The organism is Streptomyces sp. NPDC085946, from assembly GCF_044540485.1.
GTDB lineage: Bacteria > Actinomycetota > Actinomycetes > Streptomycetales > Streptomycetaceae > Streptomyces.
In genome coordinates this window covers 60,583-79,223 of record NZ_JBITSF010000016.1, presented here as the reverse complement: position 1 = coordinate 79,223, position 18,641 = coordinate 60,583, and the positions used below count along the sequence as shown (strand labels likewise).

1 protein-coding gene is annotated in these 18,641 nt (G+C 77.5%); it reads right to left on the bottom strand.

Features of this window, described 5'->3' with window-relative positions:
- Positions 1 to 7: 7 nt before the first annotated feature.
- Entirely contained in the window at positions 8 to 18,604 is an 18,597-nt protein-coding gene (locus tag ACIF8T_RS27815) for a non-ribosomal peptide synthase/polyketide synthase (RefSeq protein WP_400038840.1), read from the bottom strand.
- Positions 18,605 to 18,641: the final 37 nt, after the last annotated feature.

Below are 18,641 nucleotides of genomic sequence, written 5' to 3'. Positions count from 1 at the left end.
CCGGTCCTCACCGTTCGTCGGGGTCGCTGTCGCCGCGTGCGGCGTCTTCGAGTTCGCTGAGCACCTGCTCCTCCACCAGGTCCGCCAGGGCGGCGACCGTGCGGCCGACCAGGACGTCGCGGGGGGTGAGGGTCACGTCGAACATCTCGCCCGCCCGGGAGGCGATCAGCACGGCGCGCAGGGAGTCGCCGCCGAGGGCGAAGAAGTCGTCCTCGGCGCCGACCGTGGTGTGCAGGGCCTCCTCCCACAGGGCGGCCAGGGCCTCCTCGGTGGGGGTGCGGGGCGCGACGTGCTCGCGGTCCCCGGTGCTCGGGGCGGTGTCGGGGGCGGGCAGGGCGGCCCGGTCGGTCTTGCCGTTCTCGGTGAGCGGGAAGCGGTCCATCACCACGAACGCCGACGGGACCATCGGGGCGGGCAGGGTGCGGGCGGCCAGGTCCCGCAGCCCGGCCGGGTCGGGCGGCTCGGCGCCGGGCGCGGCGAGCACGTGGGCCACCAGGCGCGGCAGCCCCGGCTCGTCCTCCCGCACGCTCACCACGGCGTCCAGCACGGCCGGGTGGCGCACGAGGACGGCCTCCACCTCGCCCGCCTCGACGCGGTGGCCGCGCAGCTTGAGCTGGTGGTCGGTGCGGCCGAGGTAGTGCAGTTCGCCGCGGGCGTCGCGCCGCACCAGGTCGCCGGTGCGGTACATGCGGCCGCCGGGCGGGCCGAACGGGTCGGCGGTGAACCGGGCCGCGGTCAGGCCGGGCCGGTTCAGGTAGCCGCGGGCCAGGGCGGGCCCGGCCAGCCACAGGTCGCCGGGCACGCCGTCGGGGACCGGCCGGAGCCGGGCGTCGAGGACGTAGGTCCGGGTGCCGGGCAGGCGGCGGCCGACGGGCGGCGCGGTGCCGTCCGGTTCCAGCGGGTCGGACCAGGTGGCGACGACGGTGGCCTCGGTGGGCCCGTAGGAGTTGACCATCCGGTGGTGCGGCGCCCAGCGGGCCACCAGGTCGGCGCCGCAGGCGTCGGCGCCGACGATCAGGGTCTTCAGGGCGGGCAGGGTGCCGGGGGTGTCCGGCGGCAGGGTGGCGAGCGCGGCCGGCGGGAGCAGGGTGTGGGTGATGCGCCCGTCGCGCAGGACGGCGGCCAGGTCGGCGCCGAGCAGCGGGCCGGGCGGCGGGACGACCAGCCGGGCGCCGTGCGGCAGGGCCGCGCACAGTTCCAGCACCGAGGCGTCGAAGCTGGGCGTGGCGAAGGCCAGCACCCGGTCGCCGGGGGCCACGCGGTAGTGCTCGGCCTCGGCGGCGGCGAAGGCGGCCAGGCCCCGGTGGGTGACGACGACGCCCTTGGGGGTGCCGGTGGAGCCGGAGGTGTAGATGACGTACGCCGGGTCGTCGAGGTGCAGCGGGCGGGTGCGGTCGGCGTCGGTGGGGCGGTGCTCCGGGCCGCCGCCGGGGTCCGCCGCGAGCAGGGCGGCGGCCTCGTCGGCGTCGAGGGTGACGGCGGGGGCCGCGTCGCGCAGCATCAGCGCGACCCGCTCCGGCGGGTAGCCGGGGTCGACGGGCAGGTACGCGGCGCCGGTCTTGGCCACGGCGAGCTGCGCGAGGACCATGTCGGCCGAGCGCGGCAGGACGAGGGCGACGAGCTCGCCGGGGCCCGCGCCGCGTGCGATGAGGTGGTGCGCCAGGCGGTTGGCCCGCGTCTCCGCCTCGGCGTAGCTGAGCAGCAGGCCCGGTGCCTCCAGGGCCGGGGCCGCGGGCCACCGGTCCACCGCCGCCTCGATCAGCGCGGGCAGCGGCACGGCGGCGGGGGGCGGGGTCGCGGGCCGGGCGGGCGGGTCCAGCAGCCGCGCCCGCCGGTCGGGCGGCAGCACGTCCAGCGCGTCCAGGCGGACGGCGCCGTCCGCCTCGGCCAGCGCGTGCAGGGTGTGCAGCAGCTGGTCGGCGAGGGAGCGGGCCGTGGACTCCTCGAAGTACCGCGGGTCGTAGCCGAGTTCGACGACCAGTTCGTCGCCGGGCGAGAGCACCACGGTGAGCGGGTAGTTGGTGGCCTCGCGGGCGTCCAGGTCCCGTACGGCGATGCCGTGCTCGCCCGCGGTCGCGTCGCCGACCGGGTAGTTCTCGAACACCAGCAGGCTGTCGAACAGGGAGGTTCCGGCGGGGAGTTCGGCGAGGCGCTGCAGCTCCGTCAGCGGGATGTGGTCGAAGCGGCGGTCCTCGGCCCGCGCGGCCTGCACCGCGCGCAGCCACGCGTCGCAGGGGGCGTCGCCGTCCACGGTGATCCGGGCGGGCAGGGTGGTGATGAACAGGCCGGTGATGGTGTCGGCGCCGGGCAGGTCGGCGGGCCGCCCGGAGACGGTGGTGCCGAAGCACACCTCCCGCTCGCCGCTCCAGCGGGCCAGCAGCAGCGCCCAGGCGCCCTGCGCGACGGTGTTGAGGGTGAGCCGGTGGCGGCGCGCGAAGTCCTGCACCCGGGCGGTCTCCTTCGCCCCGAGCCGCGTGGACAGCCAGGTGCCGGAGCGGGCGGTGGCGTCCGGGCCGGGCCGCCGGTCGTACGGCAGCGGGGTGGGCGCGGTGAGCCCGGCGAGCGCGGTGCGCCAGTGCTCCGCGCCCTCGGCGGTGTCCCGGCCGGCGAGCCAGGCGGCGTAGTCCGCGAACGGGCGCCGCTCCGGCAGGCGCGGTTCCTCCCCCCGGGCGAGCGCGGCGTGGCTCGCCAGGACGTCCGCCAGGACGTGGAAGACGCTCCAGCCGTCCAGCAGGACGTGGTGGAAGGTCCACACCACCCGCACCTGGTCCTCGGCGAGCCGGATCAGGTGCAGGCGCAGCAGCGGTGCCCGGTCCAAGGGAAGGCCGCGCGCCTTGTTCTCGGCCAGCAGCCGTTCCAGCCGGGCGGCGCGGGCGTCCGGCGCCAGGGCGGTCCAGTCGTGTCCGGTGACCGGCAGGACGGCGGTGCGGTGCACGACCTGGAGCGGTGCGGGCACCCCGCCGAGCACCACGGCGGTGCGCAGCACGGGCGTGCGGTCCACGACGTGCTGCCAGGCGGCGGCCAGCAGCCCCGGCTCGCGCACCCCGTCCACCACGAAGGTGATCTGCTCGACGTACAGGCCCTGCCCGGCCTCGTCCAGGGCGTGGACGACCATGCCGGTCTGGGTGGGGGTGAGCGGGTAGACGTCCGTGACGTCGCGGCCGGTGCCCACCAGCCGGTCGACGGCCGCCTGGTCGAGCCCGGCCAGCGGGAAGTCCGACGGGGTGCGGCCGCCGGCGCCGGGCCCGGCGCAGTGCCGCACGATCCGGCGCAGCTCGTCCGCGAGTTCGGCCGCCAGCCGGGCGACGGTCTCGCGCCGGTGCACCGCGCGGGAGTACGCCCAGGTGAACTCCAGCCGCTTGCCGGTGACCCGGCCGAGGACGTCGATGAGGTGCGGCCGCTCCGCCGCCCGGTCCATGCCGCCCGTCAGCGGGCCGTACGGCCCGTGCAGCAGGCCGTCGGAGGCCGCGTCGCCGTCCTGCTGCCCGAGGTAGTTGAACCCGATCTGCGGCAGGCCGGGCAGTCCGGCGCCCGCGGTGGGGTGCAGGTGGCGCAGGGCGCCGTAGCCGAGGCCGCCGCGCGGCACCGCCCGCAGGTTCTCCTTGACCGCCTTCAGGACGGTCCCGGTGCCGGCGTCGCGCGGCACGTCGAGGGCGACGGGGAACATGGTGGTGAACCAGCCGACGGTCCGGGCGAGGTCGACGTCGTCGAACAGGTGGTCCTCGCGGCCGTGGCCCTCCAGCGCCACGAGCACCCGGTCCCGGCCGGTCCAGCGCGCCAGGACCCGGCCGAGGGCGGTGAGCAGGACGTCGTTGACGCGGGTGCGGTAGACGTCCGGCACGTCCTGGAGCAGGCGGCGGGTGTCCTCGCCGTCGAGGGCGACCGTCAGGGTCTCCTCGTCGGCGGCGGTGTTCGGTCCGGCGTGGTCGGTGGGCAGCGGGGCGTCGTCCGCGAGGGCCTGCCAGTGGGCGAGTTCGTCGTCGAAGCCGCCGGCGGCGGTGTGCGCGGCGAGCCGCTGCGCCCAGGCGCGGAACGAGGTGGTCTTCGGCCCGAGGTCCGGCGGGTTCCCGGCGCGCAGCGCCCGGTAGGCGGTGTCCAGGTCCTCCATGAGCACCCGCCAGGACACCGCGTCCACGACCAGGTGGTGGGCGGCCAGCAGCAGCACGGGCCGGGAGCCGTCGCCCGGGCGGACCAGGGCGGCCTTCAGCAGCGGACCGGCGGTGAGGTCGAATCCGCCGCCCAGCCGCTCGGCGAGCCCGTCGGTCCCCGGGGTGCCGGGCAGGTCGTGCACCTCCAGGTGCGGCGCGGCGCCGGGCGCGGTGCCGTACTGCCGCCACCGCCCGTCCCCGGCCGGCTCGAACCGCAGCCGCAGCGCGTCGTGGTGGTCCAGTACGGCGGCCAGGGCGGCGCGCAGCAGGCTCTCGTCGGTGTCGGCGGCCAGGTGGAAGGAGACGGCCTGGGTGAAGCGGGCCGGGTCGCCGGTGAGGGTGTCCAGCAGCCAGTGCTGGACGGGGGTGAGCGGCGCGTCGCCGACGACCGCGCCCTGCTCGGCGGTGACCGCCGGGGCGGGCAGGTCCCCGGCCGCCGCGGCCAGGTCGGCGACGGTCTGGTGGGTGAACAGGTGCCGGGGGGTCAGCGCGAGCCCGGCCCGGCGGGCGGCGGAGACGATCTGGATGCCGAGGACGGAGTCGCCGCCGAGCGCGAAGTAGTTGTCGTCGGCGCCGACCTCGGGGACGCCCAGGACGTCGGCCCAGATCGCGGCGAGCGTCTTCTCGGTGCCGGTGCGCGGCGGCCGGCCGCCGCCGGAGGCCGGGGCGGCCCACACCGGCTCGGGCAGGGCGCGCCGGTCCAGCTTGCCGGTGGCGCCGAGCGGCAGCCGGTCCAGCGGCAGCACGGCCGCGGGGACCAGGTGGTCGGGCAGGGTGCGCTGGAGGAAGGCGCGCAGTTCGGCGGGGTCCGGGGCGTCGGTGCCGCGCGGCACCGCGTACGCCACCAGGCGCCGGTGCCCGTCGCTCTCCACGACGCGGGCGGCGGCCGCGGCGACCCGCGGGTGGCGGGCCAGCGCGGCCTCCACCTCGCCCAGTTCGATGCGGAAGCCGCGCACCTTGACCTGGTCGTCGGAGCGGCCGAGGTACAGCAGGTCGCCTTGCGCGCTCCAGCGGACCAGGTCGCCGGTGCGGTACATGCGGCTGCCCGGCGGGCCGTAGGGGTCGGGCAGGAAGCGGGACGCGGTCAGGCCGGGCCTGCCGAGGTAGCCGCGGGCCACGCCGGTCCCCGCGAGGTACAGCTCGCCGGGGGCGCCCTGGGGCACCGGGCGCAGCCGGTCGTCCAGGACGTAGGCGCGGGCGCCGCCGACCGGCCGGCCGATCGGCGGGACGCGGTCGGGGTCGGCCGGGTCGCAGGTGAAGGCGGTGGCGTAGACGGTGGCCTCGGTGGGGCCGTAGACGTTCATCACCCGGCAGCCGGGCACGACCGCGCGGACCTGGCGGACGGTGGCGGCGGGCAGTGCCTCGCCGGCCAGGACGACGGTGTCGGCGCCGACCTCGACGGTGTCGTCGGTCAGCAGCCGGCCGAGGGCCGAGGGGACCGCGCTGAGCAGTCCGGCCCGCCACGGGCCGCGGCGTTCGGCGAGGGCGAGGACGTCGCGGACGATCTCGACGCGGCCGCCGGAGAGCAGCGGCGAGAAGATCTCGAACACGGACACGTCGAAGTTGAGCGAGGTCGAGGCGACCACGTGCTCCAGGCCGCGCCCGGCGAACTCGGCGGCGGCCCAGTCGGTCAGCGCCACCACCGACGCGTGGGCGACGACCACGCCCTTGGGGCGGCCGGTCGACCCGGAGGTGTGGATGACGTAGGCGGGGTGGCCGGGCAGCAGCGGCGCGTGCCGGTCGGCGTCGCCCAGGGCGGCGGCGGACGCGGCGGCCAGGCGGGCGGCGCAGGCCGGGTCGTCCAGCGCGATCCGGCGGAACGGGCCGTCGGGGAGCCGGGCGGAGGTCTGCGAGGTCGTGACCACGGCGGTCGGCTGGACGTCCGCGAAGAGGAACCCGAGCCGCTCGTCCGGGTAGCCGGGGTCGACCGGCAGGTAGGCGGCGCCGCTCTTGAGGACCGCCAGCAGCGCCACGACCAGGTCGGCGGTGCGGGGCAGCGCCAGCGCGACGAACCGCTCGGGTCCGGCGCCGGCGTCGACGAGCAGCCGGGCCAGCCGGTTGGCGCGCCCGTCGAGCTCCCGGTAGGTCAGCGACGCGTCGCCGGCCAGGACGGCGACGGCGTCGGGGGTGCGGGCGGCCTGTTCCTCGAACGCCTCGGGCAGGGTGCGGTGCGGTGCGCGCACGACCGGCCCGCCGAACCGGTCGAGCAGGGCGCGGCCCCGCCCGGCGTCCATCAGCGGCAGGTCGGCCAGCGACCGGTCCGGGTCGGCGGCCATCGCGGTCAGCAGCGTGCGCAGGCTCGCGCCGAGCTCCTCGACCGTCGCGGCGTCGAACGCGGCCGGGTCGTAGTCCAGGGCGACCGTCAGGCGCTCGCCGGGGGCGACGACCACGCTGAGCGGGTAGTTGGTGGGCTCCACGTCGCGCTCGTGCTCGACGGCCAGTCCGTGCCGGGCCAGGGAGCCCTCGTCGAACGGGTAGTTCTCGAAGACGACGATGCTGTCGAACAGGTTGGTGCCGCCCGGCACGTCGCTCCAGGACTGGAGCTGGGCGAGGGAGACGAAGTCGTGGCGCCGGGCCTCCGACTGGGCGGCCTGCAGCTCGCCCAGCCACTCCAGGAGGCGGCGCCGCCCGTCGATCCGCGCCCGGGTGGGCAGGGTGTTGATGAACAGGCCCACCATGCCCTCCACGCCCGGCAGTTCGGCGGGCCGGCCGGACACGGTCGTGCCGAAGACCACGTCGTCCCCGCCGCCGTACCGGGACAGCAGCAGCGCCCAGGCGCCCTGCAGCACGGTGTTGAGGGTCAGCCCGGCCCGCTGGGCGGTCTCCCGCAGCCGTGCCGAGCGGTCGGCGTCGAGCGTCACCGTGACCGACCCGGAGGAGGAGGTGCGGTGCGCCTCGGCGGGGCGGCGGTCGCGCGGCAGCTCGGTCGGGGCGGAGAAACCGGCGAGCGTCTCGCGCCAGTGGCGTTCCGCCCGGGTGGTGTCCTGTCCGGCCAGCCAGCGCAGGTAGGCGGCGAACGGGGCCCGCTCGGGGACCTCGGGGCGGCGCCCGGCGGTCAGCGCCGCGTACCGCTCGCACACCTCGTCGAAGACCTGGGCGGCGCTCCACCCGTCGAGCAGCACGTGGTGGAAGGTCCACACCAGCCGTACCCGGTCCGCCGAGAGCCGGATCAGGGTCAGCCGCATCAGCGGCGCCGCCGCCAGGTCGATGCCGGCGTGCCGGTCCGTCTCCAGCAGCTCCTCCAGCGCGCGGGCGCACCACGCGGCGGACCGGCCGGACCAGTCGTGGTGGGTGACGGGCACGGTCGCCCGGTGCTGCACCAGCTGGAGCGGTTCGGCGGTCTCCTGCCACACCAGCCGGGTGCGCAGCACCGCGTTGGCGTCGGCCGTGTGCTGCCAGGCCTCGGCGAGGGCGTCCGGGTCGGTGACGCCGCGCAGGACGAGCTGCACCTGGTTGACGTAGGTGCGCGCGTCGGGGTCCATCAGGCTGTGGAACAGCATGCCCGCCTGCATCGGCGTCAGCGGGTACAGGTCGGCGACGGAGCGGCCGTCCCCGGCGACCCGGTCCACGGCCGTCTGGTCCAGGCGGGCCAGCGGGAAGTCCGACGGGGTCCGGCCGCCGGCGTCCGGGCGCAGGCAGTGCGCGACGATGTCCTCCAGTGCGCCCAGCATGCCGGAGGCGAGGGCGGTCACCGTCCGCTCGTGGTGCCGGCCGGCGCTGTAGTGCCAGGTGATCTCCAGCGCGCCGTCGTGGACGTGGGCCACGACGTCCAGCAGGTGCGGGCGCGCGGACTCGGGCGCGTCGGCGCCGCCCAGCCCGCCGGGCACGGAGCGGACCAGGGCGGCGGTGTCGTCGGCGGACCAGTCGAACCGGCCCAGGTAGTTGAAGCTGATGCCGGGCGCGGGCGCGGCGGCGAGCTCCTCGTCGCGGGCCAGGTACCGCAGGGCGCCGTAGCCGAGGCCCCGGCCGGGCACCGCGCGCAGCTGCTCCTTGACGGACTTCAGCGCCGCGCCCCAGTCCCCGTGCGGCACGTCCAGGGCGACGGGGAACAGGGAGGTGAACCAGCCGACCGTGCGGGACAGGTCGACGTCGTCGAACAGGTGGTCCTCGCGGCCGTGGCCCTCCAGGCCGACGGCGACGGTGCTCCGCCCGGTCCAGTCGGCGAGGACGCGGCCCAGGGCGGTGAGCAGGACGTCGTCGATCCGGGTCCGGTAGGCGCCGGGGACCTCGCGCAGCAGGGCGTCGGTGCGGGCGGAGTCGAGCCGGACCGTGACCGCGCGCAGGTCGGCGGCGGTGTTGCCGCCGTCGGAGTCGGTGGGCAGCGGCGGGGCGCAGTGCCGGGCGACGGCCTTCCAGTGCGCGCGCTCGGCCGCGAACCCGCCGGCGGCGGTGTGGGCGGCGAGCCGCCGCGTCCACTCCTGCACGGAGGTGGTGCGCCGCGGCAGGCGCACCGGCTCCGCGGCGCGGGCCTGCCGGTAGGCGGTCTCCAGGTCCTCCAGCAGGACGCGCCAGGAGACACCGTCGACGACCAGGTGGTGGGCGGCCAGCAGGAGCCGGGCGGGCCGGCCGCCGGTCCGGGTGAACAGGCGGGCGGTGAACAGCGGCCCGGTGTCCAGCCGGAACGCGGCGTGCGCCTCGGCCGTCAGGCGGGCCTCGGCCTCCTCGGCCGCCGCCGCGCCGAGCCCGGCGAGGTCGTGCACGCGCAGCAGTCCGGGAGGCTCCTCGCCGGGTGCCGGGCAGTGCTGGTGCCAGGTGCCGTCGCCGCGCCGGGCGAACCGGGTGCGCAGGGCGTCGTGGTGCTGCCACAGGGCGGCCAGGGCGCGGCGCAGGGCGTCCGGGTCGGGGTCGCCGGGGCTCTCCACGACGACGGACTGGTCGAAGAAGTCGGGCCGTTCGGGCCCGGCGTCGAGGAACCAGTGCTGGATGGGGCTCAGTTCGACGTCGCCGGTGACCGGCCGGGTCCCGGCGACGGGCGCGGCGCCGCCGCCCGCGGCGGCCGAGGCGGCGGCCAGCGCGGCGATCGTCGGGTGCCGGAACAGGTCGCGGGGGGTCAGCGCCAGACCGGCGGCGCGGGCCCGGGAGACGACCTGGATGCTGAGGATCGAGTCGCCGCCCAGCATGAAGAAGTTGTCGTCGACGCCGACCCGTTCCACGCCCAGCAGCTCCGCCCACACGGCGGCCAGGGCGCGCTCGGCGTCGGTGCGCGGCGCGCGGTAGGCGCTCTGCCCGGCCGCCGACCAGTCGGGGGCGGGCAGCCGGCGCCGGTCCACCTTGCCGTTGGCGGTCAGCGGCAGCTCCGCCACGGGGACGAACGCGGCGGGCACCATGTAGTCGGGCAGCTCGGCGGAGACGTGGGCGCGCAGTTCGGCCGCGGAGGGCACGGCCGCCCCGGCGGCGGGCACCAGGTGGGCGGCCAGGCGCTTGCGCCCGTCGTGGGGGTACACCGACACGACGGCCTCGGCGACGGCCGGGTGGGCGGTGAGGCGGGCCTCGATCTCGGCGGGTTCGACGCGGAACCCGCGGATCTTGATCTGGTCGTCGGCGCGGCCCACGAAGTGCAGTTCGCCGTCGGCGCTCCAGCGCACGAGGTCGCCGGTGCGGTACATCCGCTCCCCGGGCGGCCCGAACGGGTCGGCGAGCCAGCGGGCCGCGGTCGCGCCGGGCCGCCCGGCGTAGCCGCGCGCGAGCCCCGCCCCGGCGATGTACAGCTCGCCCGGCACGCCCGGCGGCTGGGGCTGGAGGGCGTCGTCGAGGACGTAGACCCGCATGTTGTCGAGCGGGCGCCCGATGGGCAGGACGGCGGGCAGCGGGTCGCCGGCCCGGAAGGTCCGGCGGGTGGCGAAGGTGGTGGTCTCGGTGGGGCCGTAGCCGTCCACGACGGTCAGGCCGGGGCAGGCGTCCAGGACCCGGCGCACCACCGCGCCCGGCACGGCCTCGCCGCCGGTCCACACCTCCCGGGCGCCGCGCAGGCAGCCGGGGTCCTCCTGCGCGAGGAGGCGCAGCAGGCCCGCGGTGAGCCACAGGCACCGCACGCCCCGCTCGGTGACCGCGTCGCGGATCACGGCGGCGTCCACGTCGCCGGGCGGGGCGAGGACGGCCGTGCCGCCGCGCAGCAGCGGCACCCACAGCTCGTAGGTGGAGGCGTCGAAGGCGTGCGGGGAGTGCACCAGCACCCGGTCGTGGCCGGCGAAGGCCCGGTCGAGGGCGAGCGCGGCGACGTCCCGGTGGCGCACGGCGACGCCCTTGGGGGTGCCGGTGGAGCCGGAGGTGAACATCACGTACTGGACGTTGTCCGGGTGCGGGGCGGGCACGTCGGCCGCCGGCCGTCCGGTGAGCGGGAGGTCAGCCCGTACGACCGTGCCCTCCGGCAGCACCGCGCGGGCCGTCTCCTCCCACCCGCCGTCGGTGAGCAGCAGGTCCGCGCCGGCCTCGGCGAGCATCCGCCGCAGGCGTTCGCGCGGGGCCCGGCCGTCCAGCGGGACGTACACGCCGCCGGTGCGGGCGAGGGCGAGCTGGGCGACGACCAGGGGCACGGAGCGGTCCATCAGCACGCCCACCGGGCGTTCGGCGGCCACGCCGAGCGCGGCGAGGCGGGCGGCGAGGCCCGCGGCCCGCCCGTCCAGCTCCCGGTACGTCAGGCGCTCCTCCCCCGCCTCCAGGGCGACGGCGTCGGGGCCGCGCCGCACCCGGTCGGCGAACAGGTCGCCCGGGGTGGCCTCCGGCAGGGCGGCCGCCGTGTCGTTCCACGCGTGCAGGACCTGCTCGCGGCGCTCGGGGGTCAGCAGCGGCAGCCGGGCGGGCGCCCGCTCCGGCCCGGCGGCCATGCCCTCCAGCAGCACGGTGAGGTACTCGCCCATCCGGGCCGCCGTCGCCGCGTCGAACAGCTCCGGGTCGTAGCCGAGGCGCAGGGTGAGCCGCTCGCCCGGGTAGGCCACCAGGCTGAGCGGGTAGTTGGTGGTCTCGATGCCGTCCAGGTCGCTCAGGCGCAGTCCGTGGGCGGCGGCCAGGCCGTCGTCGACCGGGTAGTTCTCGAAGACGACGATGCTGTCGAACAGGGACGCCCGCTCGGGCAGTCCGGTGAACGCCTTCAGGCGGGTGAGCGGTACGTGGCCGAGGCGCCGGTCCTCGCTCTGCTCCTGCTGGAGCCGGCGCAGCCAGTCGAGCAGGGCCGTCCCGCGCGGCACGGTGACCCGGGCGGGCAGGGTCGTGATGAACAGGCCGGTCATGGTGTCGGCCCCGGCCAGCTCGTCGGGCCGCCCGGAGACCGTCGTGCCGAAGACGACCTCGTCGCGGCCCGTCTGGCGGCTCAGCAGGACGGCCCACGCGCCCTGCACCAGGGTGTTCAGGGTCAGGCCGGCGGTCCTGGCGAGTCCGGCCAGGGCCCGGGTGGTGGCGGCGGGGACCGTGACGCGGACCGCCCGGGTGGACTCCGCGCGGTGGGTCTCGCGCGGTTCGCGGTCGAAGGGCAGCGCGGTGGTCTCGGCGAGGCCGGCGAGGCGGTCCCGCCAGTGCCGTTCGGCCTCGTCCCGGTCGCGGTCGCGCAGCCAGGCCACGTAGTCGGCGAAGGGCCGGCGGTCGGGCAGGGGCCGGTCCGCGAGGCAGGCGAAGACGTCCGAGAGGACCTGGAACAGGCTCCAGCCGTCCAGGACCAGGTGGTGGAAGGACCACACCACGCGCACGGCCGTGTCGGAGACCCGCGCGAGCACCAGGCGCTGCAGCGGGGCCCGCGCCAGGTCGATGCCCTCGGCGCGGTCGCGGTCCATCAGGTCGCGCAGCCGGGCGTCCCGCTCGGCCTCGGACAGGTCCCGCCAGTCCGTCCGGGTGACGGGCACGGGCGCGTGCCGCTCCACCACGAGCAGCGGTTCGGGCACGTCCTGCCACCGGACGCGGGCGCGCAGCACCGGGGTGCGGTCCGTGACCCGCTGCCAGGCGTCCGCGAGCGCGCCGGGCTCCGGCACGCCGTCCAGGACGAAGGTGAGCTGCTGGAAGTAGGTGCCGCGGCCGTCCTCGCCCATACCGTGGAAGAGCATCCCGGCCTGGGTGGGGGTGAGCGGGTGGACGTCCTCGACCGCCGCCGGGTCGTCGCCCGTGATGCGGTCCACGGCGGCCTGGTCGAGCGCGGCCAGCGGGAAGTCGGAGGGGGTGCGGCCGGCGGCGCCCGGGCGGGCGGCGTGGCGGGCGAGGGAGGCCAGCGCGTCGGCGAACCGCCCGGCCAGGTCGGCGACGGTCTCCTCCCGGTGCAGCCCCTCGCTGTACATCCAGGTGAACTCCAGCGTGTCGTCCACCAGCTGGCCGATGACCTCCAGCGGGTGCGGGCGCTCGGCGGCGGGGTCCGCGTCCAGTTCGAGCGGGCGCAGCGCGCCCCGGTACAGGCCGTCCGGGTGGTCCGGCGGCGCGAAGCGGCCCAGGTAGTTGAAGCTGACCTGCGCGGCGGGCCCGCCGGGCGGGGTCGCGGTCAGGTGGCGCAGGGCGTCGTGGCCCAGGCCGTGCCGGGGCACGGCCCGCAGCTGCTCCTTGACCTGTTTGAGCACGGCGTCCCAGTCCGCGTCCGGCGGGACGGCGAGGGCGACAGGGTGGCGGGTGGTGAACCAGCCGACGGTACGGCTGGTGTCGACGTCGGCGAACAGCTCCTCGCGGCCGTGCCCCTCGACGTCGACCAGCACCCGCTCGTGTCCGGTCCACGCGCACAGCACCCGGCCGAGGGCGCTGAGCAGGACGTCGTTGACCCGGGTGCGGTAGGTGTCGGGCAGGGTGCGCAGCAGGACGGCGGTGTCCTCTGGGGTGAGGCGCACGGTCACCGCGCGGGCCGTGGCGTAGGTGTTGCCGCCGGGCAGGTCGGCGGGCAGGGCCGTCGCGGCGCCGGCGACGGACCGGGCCCAGTACTCCCGTTCGCTGTCGAAGCCGCCCTCGGCGGCGTACCCGGTGAGCCGCTGCGCCCAGTGGCGCAGCGCGGAGGTGCGGGGCGGCAGCGCCGCCGCGCCGTCGCGGCCGTCGCGGCGGGCCCGGTAGGCCCGGTCGAGGTCCTCCAGCAGCAGGCGCCAGGAGACCCCGTCGACCACCAGGTGGTGGACGGCCAGGTGCAGGGCGGGCGGCCGGCCGGCTCCGCGGTCGTGCAGGACGGCGCGCAGCAGCGGGCCGCGCGTGAGGTCGAAGGGGCCCCCGTGCGGGGTGCCGGTGTCGTCGCCGGTGCGGCGTGCCAGCCGGAGGCGGGGGGTCTGCGCGTCGATGTGCCAGCGGACGCCGTGCGGGCCGTCCGGGTCCGGCGGGAGGAAGCGGGAGCGCAGCGCGTCGTGGTGGGCGACCACGTCGTTGAGGGCGTCCTCCAGCGCGGCGGCGTCGACCGGGTCCGCCAGCTCCAGCGACAGCGTCTGGGCGAAGTGGCCGGCCCGCTCCCCGGCGGTGTCGAACAGCCAGCGCTGGATGGGCGTCAGCGGCGCCGGGCCGGTGGCCGGCACGGCGGCCGGCGCGGCGGCCGGCGCGGCGGTCCGGCGGGTGCCCGCCGCGTCCGCGCAGCGCGCGAGGGCGGCGACGGTCTGGTGCCGGTAGACGTCCCGGGAGGTCACGGTCAGACCGGCCTGCCGGGCCCGGGCCACCACCTGGATGCTCAGGATGGAGTCGCCGCCCAGCGCGAAGAAGTTGTCGTCCGCGCCGACCCGTTCCACGTGCAGGACCTCGGCCCAGATCGCGGCGAGGGTCCGTTCGGTGGGGGTGCGCGGCGGGACGTGCCGCGCGGTGTGCACGGCCGGGCCGGGGTCGGGGAGTCTGCTGCGGTCCAGCTTGCCGTTGGGGTTGAGCGGCAGCTCCGGCAGCACCACGACGGTCGCGGGCACCATGTAGTCGGGCAGGGTGCGGCCGAGCTCCCGGCGCACGGCCTCCGGTTCCGTCCTGGCTCCCTCGGCGGGGACGACGTACCCGACCAGGCGGCGGTGGCCGTCGCCGTCCCGGGCCACGGCGGCCGCCTCGACCACGCCCGGGCAGCGCCGCAGCGCCTCCTCCACCTCGCCGAGTTCGATGCGGAAGCCGCGCACCTTGACCTGCTGGTCGATGCGTCCGAGGTACTCCAGTTCGCCGTCGGCGGTCCACCGCACCAGGTCCCCGGTGCGGTACATGCGCGACCCCGGCTCCCCGAACGGGTCGGCGACGAACCGGCCGGCGGTCAGGCCGGGGCGCCGCAGGTAGCCGCGCGCCAGTCCCCCGCCGCCGAGGTACAGCTCGCCGGTGACGCCGGGGGGCTGCGGGCGCAGCAGCCGGTCCAGCACGTAGGCGCGGGTACGGGCCACCGGCCGGCCGATCGGGGGTGCCTGCTCGGGCAGGGTGTCCCCGGCGAACCAGGCGGTGGCGTAGACGGTGGCCTCCGTCGGTCCGTAGAGGTTGGCCACCTCGCAGGCGGGCAGGGCGTCCCGCAGGTCCCGGACCGTCTGCGCGGGCAGCGCCTCACCGGCCAGGACGACGGTGTCCGCCTCGAAGACGGCGTCCTCGGTGAGCATCCGGCCGACCACCGACGGCACACCGCTGACCAGCGCGGCCCGGCGCGGGCCCGCCCCGTCGGCCAGGGCGGGCAGGTCGGCGACGACTTCGACGCTGCCGCCGGCCAGGAGCGGGCAGAGCATCTCGAAGACCGAGACGTCGAAGTTCAGCGAGGTCGAGGCCACCACGTGCGCCAGCCGCCGGGCCCCGAAGCGCTCCCGGACCCAGCCGGCCAGCGCCGCCACGCTGCGGTGGGTGACCACGACGCCCTTGGGCCGCCCGGTCGAGCCCGAGGTGTAGATGACGTACGCGGGGTGGTCGGGGTGCGGCGGCCGGGGCCGGTCCGCGTCCGTGCGGTCGCCGGCGGCGCCGGACGCCGGGCCGGCCGCGCAGTCCTCCAGGATCAGCGGCTCGCATCCGGCGGGCAGCGCCCCGGCGGTCCCGCGGGCGGCCAGGACGAGGGCGGGGGCGGCGTCCGTGAGCATGAGGCGGATGCGTTCGGCCGGGTAGCCGGGGTCCACGGGAAGGTAGCCCGCGCCCGACTTCAGGACGGCCCACAGCGCCGGCAGCAGGTCGATGCCGCGGGGCAGGCACAGCGCGACCAGCGTCTCGGGGCCCGCGCCGCGGGCGGTCAGCAGCCGGGCGAGCCGGTCGGCGCGGCGGTTCAGCTCCGCGTAGGACAGCCGCTCGTCGCCGTGGATCACGGCGGTCGCGTCGGGGGTGCGGGCCACCTGCGCCTCGAACAGCTCCGGCAGCGTGGCGTCCGCGGGGGCCCGCCCGGCGGGCGCGGGCGGGTTCCAGGCGTCCAGCAGGGTGCGCCGTTCGCCGTCCGACAGCAGCGGGAGCTCGGCGAGCGTGCGGTGCGGTCCCTCCGCCATGCCGTCCAGCAGGCGGTGCAGGTGGCGGCTCATCCGCTCGGCGGTGCGCGCCTCGAACAGGTCGGTGTTGTACTCGACCGTCAGCGCGAACCCGCCGTCCGGGGCGGGCTCGAACTCCAGCACGAGGTCGAAGCGGGCGGCCGGGCGGGGCAGCGGATGGTCCTCGATGCGGACCCCGCCGGCCTGCGGCGGGTGGGCCGGCGCGGTCTGCTGGACCACGAGCGCCTGCACCAGCGGGGTGCGGCTGGGGTCCCGGGGCGGGGCGATCTCCTCCACCACCCGGTCGAAGGGCACGGCGCCGTGCGCGAAGGCGTCCAGCAGGGTGGCCCGCACCCGCTGCACGAACCGGTCGACGGTGACGGTGTCGTCCACCTCCTCGCGCAGCACCACCGTGTTGACGAAGAAGCCGGCGACGTCCTCCAGGTCCGTGCGGTCCCGGCCGTTGGTGACGGTGCCGAACACCACGTCCCGCTGCCCGGAGTACCGGGAGAACAGCACGGCGGCCGCCCCGGCGAACAGGGTGAAGACGGTCGTGCCGCGGCCCGCGGCCAGGTGGCGCAGCCGGGCGACCAGGTCCGCCGGGAGCCGGTGGCGGTGGGCGGCGCCGGCGGTGGTGCGCACGGCGGGCCGGGGACGGTCGGTGGGCAGGTCGAGCTGCTGCATCCCGACGAGGTGCCGTCTCCAGTAGGCGAGGTCGTCGGCGTCGGCCTGCGCGGGGCGCCGCCGTTCCCACGCCGCGAAGTCCGGGTACTGCACGGCCGGTGCGGGCAGGCCGTCCGGGGCGTCGGGGGTGCCGGACGTCTCCGCCGCGTACAGGGCGGCCAGGTCGCGGGTCAGCAGGCCCACCGACCAGCCGTCGGTGACGATGTGGTGCTGGGCGAGCAGCAGCAGTCGGTCGTCGTCGGCGCACCGGACCAGCAGGGCCCGGGTCAGCGGGCCCGCCGCCAGGTCGTACGGGCGGCCGAGCTCCTCGGTCAGCAGGGCCTCGGCGGCCTCGTCGCGCCGCTCGGCGGGCAGGTCGCGCAGGTCGGCCGTGCGCAGCGGGAGGACGGCGGCGTCGGCCACCCGCTGGACCACCTGCCCGTCGACCGTGGCGAACGTGGTGCGCAGGGCGTCGTGGCGGGCGGCGAGCCGGTCCAGGGCGCGGCGCAGCGCCGCGGTGTCCAGCGGGCCGCGCAGCCGCAGGGCCACGCCGGTGTTGTACTCGGTGCCGCCGGCCGTGAGGTCGTCGAGGAACCACAGCCGGCGCTGTCCGCTGGACAGCGGCAGCGGCCGGTCGCGCGGGGCGTGCGGGATCGGGTCCGGCGGCGTCGCGGCGGACGGGTCGCCCACCAGCGGGGCGAGGGCGGCGACGGTGCGGGCGGTGAACACGTCGCGCACCGACAGCCGGACGCCCAGTTCCTCCCGGATCCGCGCCAGCGTCCGCGCGGCCAGGACGGAGTCGCCGCCGAGGTCGAAGAAGTCGTCCCGCACGCCGACGGCCCCGGTGCCGAGCACGTCCGCCCAGATGGCGGCCAGGGCCCGTTCCCCGGCCGAGCGCGGCGGGACGTGCCCCTCGGCGGACGGGCGGCCGGGGGCGGGCAGGGCCCGGCGGTCGATCTTGCGCTGCGGGGTGAGGGGCAGCGCGTCGAGGACGACGACGGCGGAGGGCACCATGTGGGCCGGGAGGGCGCCGGTGAGCGCCGTGCGCAGGTCGCCGGGGTGCGGGGGCCGCTGGGCGTCGGCGGGCGTGACGTAGCCGACGAGCCGTCGCAGGCCGGGTTCGTCCTCGCGGACCACCACCACGGCGTCGCGCACCGCGGCGTGGCGCTGCAGCGCCGCCTCGATCTCCCCGGGCTCGATCCGGAAGCCGCGCAGTTTGACCTGGCGGTCGGCCCGGCCGAGGTACTCCAGCTCCCCGCCGGCGGTCCGGCGCACCCGGTCGCCGGTGCGGTACAGCCGGGCGCCGGGCGGGCCGAAGGGGCTGGCGACGAACCGGGCGGCGGTCAGGCCGGGGCGGCCGAGGTAGCCGCGGGCCACGCCGTCGCCGCCCACGTACAGTTCGCCGTCGGTGCCGGGCGGGACCGGTCGCATCGCCGCGTCCAGGACGTGCGCCTCGGTGCCCGGCAGGGGGCCGCCGATCGTCGGGGTGCCGCCGCCCGCGGACAGCGGCCCGGTCCAGGTGGCGACGACGGTCGCCTCGGTGGGCCCGTACGAGTTGATCATGCGCCGGCCGGGCGCCCAGCGGTCGACGAGCCAGGCCGGGCACGCCTCGGCGCCCACGATCAGCGTGCGCAGGTACGGGGCCGCGCCCGTCGTGGCGGGGTCGGGCAGGGTGGCGAGGGCGGCGGGCGGGATCAGGGCGTGGGTGATGCGGTGTTCCTCCAGGACGGCGGCGAGTTCGTCGCCCAGCCAGGGCCCGTCCGGCGGGACGACGAGGGTGGCGCCGGACAGGACGGAGGCGCACAGCTCCAGGACGGAGGCGTCGAAGCTGGGCGAGGAGAACTGCAGCACCCGGTCGCCGGGGCGCACGGCGTACCGTTCGGCGGCGGCCGCGGCGAAGCCGGCGATGCCCCGGTGGGTGACCGTCACGCCCTTGGGCGTCCCGGTGGAGCCGGAGGTGTAGATGACGTACGCGGCGTGGTCGGCGTCCACCGTGACGCCCGGGGCCGGGGGTGCGGCCGCGTCGTCCAGCAGGCGGCGGACCTCGGCCGGTTCGTCGAGGACCACGGCGGGCCGGGCGTCGGCGAGCATCAGCGCCCGGCGTTCCGCGGGGTAGTCCGGGTCGACGGGCAGGAAGGCGGCGCCCGCCAGGGCCACCGCCAGTTCCGCCGCGACGAGTTCGACCGAGCGCGGCAGGACCAGCGCCACCGTGCGGTCGGGGCCGGCCCCGCGCCGGGCCAGGTCCGCGGCCAGGCGCCGGGCGCGGACCGCGAGTTCCTGGTAGCTCCACGTCCGGCGCCCGTCGGTGACCGCGGGGGCGTGCGGCGTGCGGGCCGCCCACGCGGCGAACAGCTCGCCGAGCGGTGCGTGCGGCGCCGGGCGGGACGCGTCGCCGCCCGCCGTGGGACGGGCATGGCCGGCCTGCGGCAGGGGGGACACCGGTGCGGGCTGGTGGTGCAGGTCCGTCATGGGTCAAGTCCTTCGGGGGCAGGAGCGGTGCGGGCAC

Coding starts and splice junctions, on each gene's coding strand:
- ACIF8T_RS27815 (WP_400038840.1), bottom strand. CDS start 18,604: ATGACGGACCTGCACCACCAGCCCGCACCGGTGTCCCCCCTGCCGCAG.